This window comes from Shewanella sediminis HAW-EB3 (assembly GCF_000018025.1).
Taxonomy (GTDB): domain Bacteria; phylum Pseudomonadota; class Gammaproteobacteria; order Enterobacterales; family Shewanellaceae; genus Shewanella; species Shewanella sediminis.
This window is the reverse complement of record NC_009831.1, coordinates 1,423,828-1,435,347: the sequence shown is the minus strand read 5'-3', so window position 1 is coordinate 1,435,347 and position 11,520 is coordinate 1,423,828. Positions and strand designations below refer to the sequence as shown.

At 43.0% G+C, this 11,520-nt stretch carries 14 protein-coding genes; 4 read left to right on the top strand and 10 right to left on the bottom strand.

Translation table 11 applies throughout. The features are described 5' to 3' along the window. The first annotated feature begins 36 nt into the window (after positions 1-36). On the top strand, positions 37-1,056 hold the full coding sequence (locus tag SSED_RS06185; protein WP_012141554.1) for a LacI family DNA-binding transcriptional regulator: 1,020 nt from the start codon (positions 37-39) through the stop codon (positions 1,054-1,056). A gap of 79 nt (positions 1,057-1,135) precedes the next feature. Here SSED_RS06185 and glnB read toward each other — a convergent pair whose 3' ends face one another. Next, entirely contained in the window at positions 1,136-1,474 is a 339-nt protein-coding gene (gene glnB / locus SSED_RS06180) for a nitrogen regulatory protein P-II (RefSeq protein WP_012141553.1), read from the bottom strand. A gap of 249 nt (positions 1,475-1,723) precedes the next feature. Here glnB and SSED_RS23915 point away from each other — a divergent pair, with 249 nt between their 5' ends. From SSED_RS23915 to SSED_RS25140, 3 genes are all read left to right on the top strand, one after another. Then, complete coding sequence (locus SSED_RS23915) at positions 1,724-2,233, top strand: GspH/FimT family pseudopilin (protein ID WP_012141552.1); 510 nt, start codon at positions 1,724-1,726, stop codon at positions 2,231-2,233. Positions 2,234-2,368: 135 nt separating this feature from the next. After that, positions 2,369-2,857, top strand: coding sequence for a GspH/FimT family pseudopilin (locus SSED_RS06175; RefSeq protein ID WP_012141551.1), 489 nt, complete (start codon positions 2,369-2,371; stop codon positions 2,855-2,857). Continuing rightward, positions 2,854-3,042, top strand: coding sequence for a GspH/FimT family pseudopilin (locus SSED_RS25140; RefSeq protein WP_190273197.1), 189 nt, complete (start codon positions 2,854-2,856; stop codon positions 3,040-3,042). The genes SSED_RS06175 and SSED_RS25140 overlap by 4 nt, the downstream gene beginning before the upstream one ends. Positions 3,043-3,119: 77 nt before the next feature. Here SSED_RS25140 and SSED_RS06170 read toward each other — a convergent pair whose 3' ends face one another. From SSED_RS06170 to lspA, 9 genes are all read right to left on the bottom strand, one after another. Beyond that, on the bottom strand, positions 3,120-3,422 hold the full coding sequence (locus SSED_RS06170) for a TapY2 family type IVa secretion system protein (RefSeq protein WP_012141550.1): 303 nt from the start codon (positions 3,420-3,422) through the stop codon (positions 3,120-3,122). Next, a complete protein-coding gene (locus SSED_RS06165) occupies positions 3,419-3,811 on the bottom strand; it encodes a type IV pilin protein (protein WP_012141549.1) in 393 nt (130 codons plus the stop codon). Before SSED_RS06165 ends, SSED_RS06170 begins: the two co-directional genes overlap by 4 nt. Then, positions 3,811-7,386, bottom strand: coding sequence for a pilus assembly protein (locus SSED_RS06160; protein ID WP_012141548.1), 3,576 nt, complete (start codon positions 7,384-7,386; stop codon positions 3,811-3,813). Before SSED_RS06160 ends, SSED_RS06165 begins: the two co-directional genes overlap by 1 nt. A 4-nt stretch (positions 7,387-7,390) precedes the next feature. Then, complete coding sequence (locus tag SSED_RS06155) at positions 7,391-7,825, bottom strand: pilus assembly PilX family protein (RefSeq protein ID WP_012141547.1); 435 nt, start codon at positions 7,823-7,825, stop codon at positions 7,391-7,393. A 12-nt stretch (positions 7,826-7,837) separates the two neighbouring features. Next, complete coding sequence (locus SSED_RS06150) at positions 7,838-8,824, bottom strand: PilW family protein (protein WP_012141546.1); 987 nt, start codon at positions 8,822-8,824, stop codon at positions 7,838-7,840. Then, complete coding sequence (gene pilV / locus SSED_RS06145; RefSeq protein WP_012141545.1) at positions 8,825-9,346, bottom strand: type IV pilus modification protein PilV; 522 nt, start codon at positions 9,344-9,346, stop codon at positions 8,825-8,827. Positions 9,347-9,587: 241 nt separating this feature from the next. Next, on the bottom strand, positions 9,588-10,535 hold the full coding sequence (gene ispH, locus SSED_RS06140; protein WP_012141544.1) for a 4-hydroxy-3-methylbut-2-enyl diphosphate reductase: 948 nt from the start codon (positions 10,533-10,535) through the stop codon (positions 9,588-9,590). Positions 10,536-10,538: 3 nt separating this feature from the next. Further along, a complete protein-coding gene (gene fkpB, locus SSED_RS06135) occupies positions 10,539-10,961 on the bottom strand; it encodes an FKBP-type peptidyl-prolyl cis-trans isomerase (RefSeq protein ID WP_012141543.1) in 423 nt (140 codons plus the stop codon). Positions 10,962-10,966: 5 nt separating this feature from the next. After that, positions 10,967-11,497 carry a signal peptidase II gene (gene lspA, locus SSED_RS06130; protein WP_012141542.1) on the bottom strand — a complete coding sequence of 177 codons (531 nt, stop codon included), beginning with the start codon at positions 11,495-11,497 and terminating at the stop codon, positions 10,967-10,969. Between the last annotated feature and the right edge of the window lie 23 nt (positions 11,498-11,520).

Here is an 11,520-nt window from a genome sequence, read left to right as displayed (position 1 = left end):
ATGCGTAATACACTGATATAAAGAGTGTTTAGCTGAATGAAAGTCACAATAAACGATGTAGCAAAATATGCAGGCGTCTCAATAAAGACGGTTTCCCGAGTCACCAATAATGAACCCTCTGTAAAGCAGGCTACCATTGATAAAGTCAATGAAGCCATCGAGGCACTAAATTACCAACCCAATTTAGCAGCAAGAAATTTGGCGGGTACAAAATCATATGTCATCGGCTTTATTTACGACAACCCGAATGCTTATTATGTCATTGATATGCAAAATGGAATCCTATCCTCATGCAAAGATCTGGGCTATGAGTTATTGATTCATCCATGTAACGCTAAAGCAGATAACATCTGTGAAGAGTTAACTAAGATGGTGAAGCATGCAAGGCTCGCAGGTTTAGTGTTGACGCCACCACTATCTGAAGACCCTAAGATTTTGGCAGCATTAGATAAGATAGATGCAAATTATGTACGTATCATAGCTGGCGCTAACATCGATGCAAAGACTGGCTTGGCAGTGCTGGTGAACGATAAGCATGGTGCCGTTTCTATTACTCAACATCTGATTGAACTCGGTCATAAAAATATCGCTTTTCTGAGTGGCGATCAGCACCATGAATCAACCAAAGAGCGACTAGCCGGCTTTACTGAAGCGATGGAGAATAATCACCTTGCCATCAAGAAAGACAATATTATTGAAGGTGAATATTCATTTGAGTCCGGTGTAAAGGGCGCTAAAGAGCTGTTGAAAAGAGATGACAGACCTACAGCCATCGTCGCCTGTAACGATGAAATTGCAGCCGGAGCATTATTTGCAGCCAGGCTTGAAGGGATGGATATACCTAACGACATCTCTATTGTTGGTTTCGAAGATAGCCCTTTCTCGAGGCAGACATGGCCGAAGCTGACAACGGTTCATCAGCCAAACCAGAAGATTGCTCAGATGGCGACCGAACTACTGATCGCCAATAGACGTGCACAAACTTCTGAAGATGCAAAAATATTTATACCGGAACCAGTGATAAGAGACTCCTCGTCCCATCCGGCTGTAAAATAAACGATTCAAAGATTAGAAATAATAATACCGCAGAGAAGTTTCTGCGGTATTGTTATTTCTAAAACAGAAAAAGAGTCGACTAAACAGCTTCTTCGTTTTCTTCACCGGTACGGATACGTATCACACGTTCGACTTCGGTGACAAAGATCTTACCATCGCCGATTTTTCCTGTTCGAGCTGTATCTACGATAACCTCAATGGACTGATCTAATAACTCATCTTGAATAACCAGTTCAATTTTTACTTTAGGTAAAAAATCCACCATATACTCAGCACCACGGTAAAGCTCGGTGTGACCTTTCTGCCGTCCAAAGCCTTTGACTTCCGAGACCGTCATTCCGGTGATCCCTATCTCAGCAAGCGCCTCTCGCACATCATCTAACTTAAATGGCTTAATAATGGCTTCGACCTTCTTCATCAAACACTCCTTTATACTTGCTTCAATGGGTTTTATCTCTCAATCCTTAAGCTTAGCATGACTGGCATGGACACTGTAGTCGATTATATTATTTACAATAAAGAAGCATTTTTCTTAGTTCAGAACAATATAAATAACTCCTAACAAGGCCCATATCAGCGGCTATACTCAGATATTGAGTTACCGATTCTAATGTAGCTCAACGGTGATTGCCGGATGCATACACCTTAATTTTCCAGGGAGGAAACCATGAAAAACTGTGCCGGATTTACATTGATAGAGTTAATGACAACACTCGTGGTATCAACAACACTTATCAGCATGGCAATACCATCACTAGCATCTCTATATCAGGCCTACCGCGCAGATAGTGCCATACGAACAATACGAAGCACATTACAACTAGCCAGAAACAGCGCTATTAGTTATGGTTCTAGAGTTACAGCTTGCCCATTGCAGGAGGGAATCTGTACACAAGACTGGAGAATAGGGATCACAATATTTATCGATAGAGGAGATCCCAATACTATAGATGGCTCAGATCAAGTTTTACTGACAACAGACCACTTCCATCAAGGTGACTTTGTCACTTACAATCGCTCAGCAGTTCGATTTCAACCCGATGGATTAGCTTCCGGTACCAACGGAACACTTCGCTATTGTCCAAGCTCTGTATCTAGCGAGCATTCAAAGGCGGTAATAATTAATCAAGCCGGTAGAATACGCTTTTCTAAAGACAGTAATATCCGATGTAATTAAACTAACCTTAAAATCCTCTAGCCTCTGTCAATTTTTCCTTTACAGCCAATATTTTGGCTGTAATTAATTGTTATTTGATACTGAAAACTACTTGGTTCTCACATATACTTAACAGAGAATTGAAAGGAAGATCTCATGCGGCGATTATCAAAAGGTTTCACACTCATTGAAGTAATGGTGACAATGGCTGTAGCGGCTATTTTACTTGGTATAGGTGTACCATCTTTAGTTTCAGTGTATGAAAGTGTACGAGTTAATAATAATATCGAAAAAATCAACAATATTTTTCTTTTCGCAAGAAACCAAGCTATTAGTTACGGTACAACGGTAAACGTCTGCGCATTCGCTTCAACTACGTCCTGTGGTACCAACTGGGGAAATGGAATAAGGGTATATATAACGAGAGCCGATAGCAGTGAAAAAGAGCTACGTGTAATTGATAACTTTAACCCCAATGATAAACTGACAGGCTCAAGCTCCACCTTCACTTTCTCCCCCGAAGGCCTATCAAGTGGTGCAACCATAATTTACTGTCCAGGAGGGAAAAATAGCCAATCAAAAAGTATTTCAGTTAGCAGTAGCGGATTAATATCGTACGGTGTAGACGGAAAGAGCTGCGCGTGATTGGTAACTTAAACTCTAAAGATAACGTAAAAGGGCCAACCACACCTTTCACTTTCTCCCCCAAAGGCCTATCAAGTGGTGCAACCATAATTTACTGTCCAGGTGGGAAAAGTAGCCGTTCAAAAAGTATTTCAGTTAGCAGTAGAGGATTAATATCATACGGCGAAGATGGAAAAAGCTGCTAAGCTCGTGAGCAATTTGTGATATGAACTTAGCAGGTTCATGAAAAAAATGTCAATTAGAACCACCGTCAGAGTCGACTCTACCTTAACGTTCTCTCATCGAGGCGCTGAGCTTTCTCACTAGAAAAGTCCTCTCCTAATGAGACGCACTCAAACACTTCTTTTATAAAATATTTTTTTCCTTGATGATCTGTTAACTGTTTACCAGGTAGACCAGCCACTTTTAATTGCAAATCAGTCTCTTTCCAACGGTAGAACACTACTTGCCCCCCTTTCTTTGTGCTGGACACATGACATTTATATTCTTGGTAAGCAGCTTCTGCCGGAGCAATAGAAAGTGCCACAGCTAATAAACTACCGAGATATACAATATTTCTCATCATTTCCAGCACTCCATATTGGGGCCCTTAGCTCCAGTATCGGTTAAGGTAATTGTTTTACATATTGAGTCACGGCTAGCTTGTGTTCCTATTGCCTTGGCGGTGATGGTAAAAGAACTGGTTCCACTAGATGTCACTTCATAGTATCCATGTTCAGTTTTAAAAGCTGTAGCGCCTAACCCCAGTTTTGTCATATCAGTCGCATAGGCCCTATTGTCCATATAGTACTGCTCTTGCAGATTTGCGACACGAAGCACGGCTGCAACCCCTTCTGAACGACCACTCTTAGTGACATAATCGATATATGAGGGGTAGCCAATAGCCGCTAATATAGCGACAATAACTACCGTGATCATAACTTCAATTAACGTAAATCCTTTTATATTTCCCATTACTGTTTCTCATCCAGATGATAATAAATTCGGTTAGTCGTTAGTCCACTCCCTAACTTTACGGTTCCCTTACACTCCCCATCTACACACTCCCCTTTACCGACACCTATAATGTAAGCTATAGATTCTTCACCCTCTTCAGGCTCAGGGATGACAATCTGTGGAGTATCAGGAACCCGCTCACCAATTTCATAGTAAAGCTGACTGGACGTCCTCGTTCCTTTATGCAGATCAAATACATAAAGTCTACCCTGACCAGAGAAACCACAAATTCCGGCATCCAGATCAACCTCAGTATTAACTGGTGGCAGGAAGGAGGTAAAATACACTTTTCCATCGAAAATCAAAGACGCAGAAAGGCTCTTTTCGCCCGAACCTGCAAAATTATAATACCAGCCTCTCTTGGTACCGAAGGCAATATTATCACTTTCAGATGATGGAGCCGATGTGGACACATTATATAGGTCTGTAAGTGTCAAAGGTGCTGGAATATCGTCACTAGAAAATGTCTTGGTCACCACATCCCTATCTTGAAATACATAAAACATATCGTTTGTTACTGTATCTAACGGGTGAGTACGATTTCCCGTACCAACCGTAACCGCATCATAAGGAAGGTTTTGGTAAGACAACACTCCACTCTCACTATGAATATTATTGATTTGAGTCTGCGCCACTGTGGGCTCTGCAAAAAACATCCTATCATCGGGCGCCGTTCCCGAACCAATAGCTGCAAATTTAAAAATTGACCAACTAGTTTTATCGGCTGAAGGTAGATCCATGCGCCAAACATTACCGCCGATGTCTGTTGCATATACTCTGTCAGTTATACCATCATTATTACTGTCTAACACTGCCACCTTGTTCGGAACACTATACATACCTGCAGCTGTAAACTTATGGATAAATTCACCAGTATCAGCATTGACAATATACACAGCTTCTCCAGCTCCATCAGATGAAGCCATACCGCCACCAAATATGAGCACCGGCCCCTCTACTCCAGATATAGATGTAACCACAGGCTCTGACCAGGTTTGCCCAAGCTCCTCTAATCCACTCGTATTTGAGTCTATCTTCCACTTAAATGCGGGGCTATCAGGATTGGTAATGTTTAACGCATAATAGGAAACACCACCTCTGCGCATCCCCAAATAGACCCACGCTTTATTGACTTTGCCACTAGAATCCGTTTCTGTGTACGCAACGGGTGATAAGTCCATGCCATAGACACTGTGTTCACCTGTTGGCAGGTTTTCTCTTAACTCCGGAATATTACTTAGCAGTTCAGCAGGAGCAAATGCCCAAGACTCTGTAACAACTCCAACAGAGTAATCTGCACTTCCTTTATCTGAGTCTTTAAACATATGGACTAATCCCTGGTTGGTACCAACAAGGATCCGAACATCCAAGCTTGAAGTTGAGGGGCCAAAGTTGATTGCCAAAGGTTTAGAGTGCAGAGGGTCTCCCATCACATCCTCTCTGGTATCGGAAAAGCTTCCATTATTATCATCATCATCGACATCCACACCATAGAGCCAGTCTAGATGCTCTCGAACGGCTGTCGATTGAGAGTCCGCAATAGGGCTACCAAGCAGTGAATACATAGTCGATGTCGATAAGTTATCAATATCGATTAAGCTGTTACCGCTATTAGTTAATATTTTTCTATTTTTAAGTGCCGTTCTCAATGCGGGTAATACACCGCCGGCAGTGACTTTATTACCATCATTGTTTGCCCCCGAACAGGTATTCCAAAAAGTACAGGTGGTCGAAGCAATATTACCATTCGAATCGATCGCATTAGCCGTACCACCGGGGCCGACAATATCCCCCGAACCATTAACCTTTAGCTTTTTAAGGTTTCCACTCCAGCGAGGACCTTTTCCGGGCAGGAACATCGCAAAATAGGCTGAGTTGTAGGTTTGGGTTTTATCAAAGTTGTTACTGGCGATACTGGGCGATGTAAAAGATGAGTCAATAGACAGAATAGACTTCAGAGCATCATCCATCGCAGTGACTAAGTCCAGACCATTTTTAGCAACGTAATAGCCCTTCGATACTCCATTTACTCTGGGGTTTCCGCCTCTGAATGCCGCTTCCTCAAGCAGATCCGCCGCCGCATCTGCACCATCAGAAAAGCCGATGGTAAATAATCTTACGTTTTGCTGATTATCTACACCACTCGCATCTTTCACACCTTTAACCAAATCATTGTTATACATATATGCTGCCAGAGCGGGCATATAACTTGTCTCTTCATCACCTCGCGTATTCGTAAAGGTAAAAGGCGCATAGTTGGCAGCATTGGCAGCTGAAGCCGTTAAGCCAGCTATAGCACCATCCGCCGCCCGGTCTAACGTTGGGGCACCGTCTGTAATATAGATGATATAGGCGGTATCGGGGCACTTTTTAAAAGGTGTTGTATAACTCCCCGAACTGATAATACTTGGCGGGTTATTTGGTACATAACCATCAATTTTATAATAACCTTGCCCATTACGGTCTTTATTACCGAAGGTCACAGCCCCACCACTAAAGTATTGATGGGCTTCATATAAGGTTTCACATAACGGTGTATTGGTTTGTGCCGGCATACCGTTTATCAGGGAGATGAGAGTACTTTCATTGGTCGGCGTCATCTCTTTAATAGCAGAAACGATCCTTCCACCATCAATTTCATACTCTTGTGGGTAATTCAGATTAAACACAGCCAAACCCGCATCTATAGGGATAGATAAACCGGTCAAAGCTGTCTTCAACGCATCCTTTGCAACTTCCAGTCTTGTCCCCGTGCCACCACTATTTTGCCCCTCTTCAGTTTTTGTTACCCACTGATACCAAACTAAATAATGCGGCGTATATAGCGTAACAGGTGAGCCTTTACCAAAATCTGTATTAGCCTCGCTAAACAAACGATCGACGTCCGTGGCTCCGGAGGTATACATATTTTTGTCATTTATAGGGTAACCATCATCGAACGTCGTTACATTCTTCCCCTTAATGATACTCCCTGGGTTTGCAGGATCAGGTTTTAGAATATCTTCATGGCAGTCAACCAAGGCAGCCTTATTGAGACCGTTATTCTCAGCCAGTGAGAACCACTCCCCGCTCTTGCCGCTGGACTTAAATTCTCTAATATAACCTGTATATCTACCACGCTCATTTAATGCTGTAACTGCACTATTACAGTTATTATTCGACACCTCAAAACGACGACTTTCGTTGGGGTCCTCCGGTACAGGCATACTAGCGGTATTATCGATTCCACCGGCATTCCAATAGATCCCCTTATCGTTTATATAGCCGTGGTACCCCTCTAAATAGGTACCAAAACCTTCTGCATAATTGCATCCTCCACTGGCTTTATCGGCTGCAGAACAGTAAGAGCTCACCGCATTTTGATCCTCCGTCGACATACTCCCGGAGTTATCAAAAACAAATAACACCTGCGGACGTTTACCGGTATTAACTGAAGAGTCAATCAGATAGAGTTCTGTATCGTCTGCAAAAGTGCCTGACGACAAAATCACTAAAACGGTAAACACACCACATAAACAATTCTTATAAAACATATCGTTAATTTCCTGTCAGCACTTGCTGCTCTACACCCGAAGCAACGGTAAGCGAACCTAAATCATCTCTACCAAATGCCACCGTACTCGTTATTTGCACTCGCCTACAACTCACTAAATTTGCGCCAGTGGCATTTGATGTTCTCTGACAACCTACATCTCTAACGCCAGTCTCCGGCAATGGAGTGATTACTTGATTGCTTCCAAAAGCAGTCGCGGTAGTTTCGACTGCAAGGCTGGCGAAAGAAGCTCCCGCATTATCAAAAATCACCTGAGTGAGCCCGCCATCGGCAACCGCCTTCGCTTCAAGCCTCTCTGAACCTGCGCCAGCCATTCTCATCGATTGATTAGAGTTTACGGCTAAAGCAATACCAATCACGGTCATGATGACAAGTACAATCAAAGAAAAAAATAGTGCAATACCTTTCTGTTTTTTCATCCACATCCTCAACTAGCTTCTTATCAGTACAGGGTTTTCTAAAACAATTGTCGTCGACATCACCTTACGCCTAAAGTGATCGTTAGGCGCATTGATAACCTTATCCCCAAGCAGATATTGAGTTTCATTGGTATAGCTACTATCCGGTTGAACCGAACGTATCAATACATGCACTTTTAAGGCGACTAGACGCTGAAAACCCTCATTGTCCCACATTAAAGAGGTCACACTTGCAGCGGGCATATAGCTATCAGGAGTACTGTCACCATCATTATCAAAACCATAAAGCACTCTTATATTTTCAATCCCTTCAACTAACTGCTCATCATTACTCATACCTGTACTTGTAAGAGTTTTACGTCGAAGAACTGGGATACCATTAGCATCATTTCCTATGAAGTACACATGGTGTTGATACTCCCAAATTCGACCATTGGTTAAATTAGCTGAAGGTGTGCCATTATTAAAAAAAATAGCCTGACTGGAAGTCGTTGATACGTAGTATCCCGATACATCACCAGCAGCAACACTCGGCCCAATAAAGCGTTTAATCTGTAAAACGTCCGTTTTATCTCTTACATCAGATAAACATGCCAAACTTTGAGCACTTAGACCGTTTTCATATCCCCATAAACGCCTAAAGTGAGCAGGTTGATTATTCGGTAAACTGGCATTATTCAAGCCAGCTCCAATACAATCTGTACCTGTGGGAGGAATTGCTGCATCAACCGTCGTATTCACACCCACGACAAAATCTGTTCCCGTAATATCTCCCATGAAACCCAGCTGACTTATATCGCGCTCCATAATCGCAAGTGCAATGCGGCCATTTTCCTGAATCTGATTAAATTGGCCTGTTGTCGTCACATTAGATGAAGACATACTAAACATAGTAAAGACACCCGCAGACAAAAAAAGGCCAATCACTAGCGCCACCATTAACTCTACGAGTGACATCCCTTTTTGAAACTTTGTCATACTAATTGCTAATTTATTCATTTAAATGATCACTGTTTGCAATGTAAAGAGTCGACGCCTATCACTTGAGCTTCCACAACTACCAGCTTCACCAGCATCCGAAATAGAACGAATGCCTTTCCAAGCCATAACCACAGTGACATTATTGCCATTAATAGTGACACACCCCGTCGGAGTGTCCAATCCACCAACGTTTGTCGTTCCGACCTTCTCGGCTTGCCCTACAAAGGAAGCCCTCCATTCATAGAGGTCCCATGTTACTGTTTGGCTTGGGCTACATATAGCAGCTCCTGTACATGCTTTTGATGGAATTGTAGGAACACCAGTATAGTTCCCTGCATAATTGGCAAGTTGGCCTCGATTGAGTTTCATTCGATTGATTATATCGCTGGCATAATATGAGGCTTGAGTCTGCTGAAAGGACTCGAAACTACCGCGTTTAGCGACAATATGAAGATTGAATACACCAACCAACCCAACAACTAAGATCACAAGTGCAACCATGACCTCAATTAAAGAAAAGCCTCTCTCTTCACTCAGCATTATCGTCAAACCTCCCGATTTCGTCATATTTTTGACGAAAAATAATCGATTTACCCTTTGAAAATCCTAAAGTTAGGTAAGAAAATTAGAACATTAGTTAATCATAGATGAGTCGAATGTTAGGCGCTAGTAATATTAGTGTCTAAAAATCGACTCCATTAGATCCAGTATGAAATTCAGGCAACAAAAAAGGAGGCTTAAGCCTCCTTTTTATTAATAATACTATCTAGTTAAGTAAAAGTTACCTGAGTTCTGCCGGTACGGCAAAAACGGTATCTTCTTTACGCCCTTCCACCTCGGTGATAACACTGGGAGCAAGCTTGGCGACAGCGTCTATGACTTGTTTAACAAGCACTTCTGGAGCCGAGGCTCCGGCGGTCACAGCAACTTTGGTGACGCCATCGAACCAAACAGCATCTATATCTTCTGAATTGTCGACCAGATAAGCTTGCGTACCTTTCTTCTGGGCTAACTCGCGAAGTCGATTTGAATTGGAACTGTTCTTCGAACCAACCACAAGAAACAGGTCGACATCATCTGCAACGTTGCGCACGGCATCTTGCCTGTTTTGGGTAGCATAGCAGATGTCATCCTTTCGAGGGCCTTGAATCGCCGGGAAGCGCTTCTGAAGTGCCTCGATAACATCCTTAGTATCGTCCATCGAAAGGGTCGTTTGAGTAACAAAGCATAAGTTATCCTCATCTTTGACGACTAAGGACTCTACATCGGCCGGAGACTCAACCAGAAGCACACCACCATTGGGGTTATTATACTGCCCCATGGTGCCTTCAACCTCAGGATGGCCCGCATGGCCAATCAGAATACACTCAATGCCTTTACGGCTGGCACGGGTCACCTGCAGATGAACCTTAGTCACCAAAGGACAAGTCGCATCAAATACTTTTAAACCACGGTGTTTTGCTTCGGCTCTCACGGCTTGTGATACACCATGAGCACTAAAAATCACGATACTGTCATCGGGAACCTGATCAAGCTCTTCGACAAACACAGCACCTCGGTCTTTAAGGTTCTGTACCACATAGCGGTTATGTACGACTTCATGACGCACATAAATAGGTGGTGAGAAAAGCTCTAACGCACGTTCAACAATGCTGATAGCTCTATCGACACCGGCGCAAAAACCTCTGGGATTTGCCAGTTTTATCTGCAGACTCTTAGCTTCTTGCATACTCTAAAGTACCTGTACGACTTCAAGTTCGAATGTGACTGTCCGACCCGCTAAAGGATGGTTCAGATCGACCGTAACCGAATCTCCAGCCAGTTCACGAACGATACCGGGGATCTCACTTCCACCAGGTCCGCCAAAACTGACGATAACACCAGGCTCGAGTGACATATCAGCCGGAAATTTACTTCTGCCCATATGATGAATCGCATCAGGATTAGACTCACCAAAGGCATCACCAGCGCCGAGGGTAAAAGAGTGCTTATCCCCTTCGACCAAGTTTGCGATCTGAGACTCAAAAGCCGGACTCAGGGTATCGTCACCGATATTTAATCTAGCAGGCTTACCGGAAGCCTTAGTGCTGTCGGCTGTAGAGCCATCTTCAAGCACAATATTCATATGACATAAAATAGAACGTAGATCAGACAAGTGTGTTACTCCTTCGCTGCGTTATTATCATTTTGCCCATTCTGACTCTTCTCTTTATCGTCACCGATAAATGAGTCAAGAATGATCAGACCGGCACCAATACAGATAGCCGAGTCTGCAATATTAAAAGCTGCAAAATGGCTCGTATTCCAGAAAAAGTCCAAGAAGTCTACAACATAGCCATGCTGCAGGCGATCGATCAGATTACCTAAGGCTCCACCAATCACTAAGGTATAGGCTAAATTGAGTCGCCACACCTTAGTCGGTTGTTTTCTGAGCCAGATAGTTAATATGGTGCTAAATGCAACGGCGATAAAGGTAAATAACCATTTTTGCCACCCACCGGCATCACTTAAAAAGCTAAATGCTGCGCCATAATTGCGTACATAGGTAAAATTGAAGAAAGGTAATAAGTTCACTGACTCATGTAGTTCAAAGTTGGTTAAGACCCATTGCTTCGATACTTGGTCGGCGATAAACACCAATACAACGACCCAATACCAACGCAAACCACTGTCTTTCCAGTTAGTTGGCATTAAAATGTTCCTTCTATGCATAC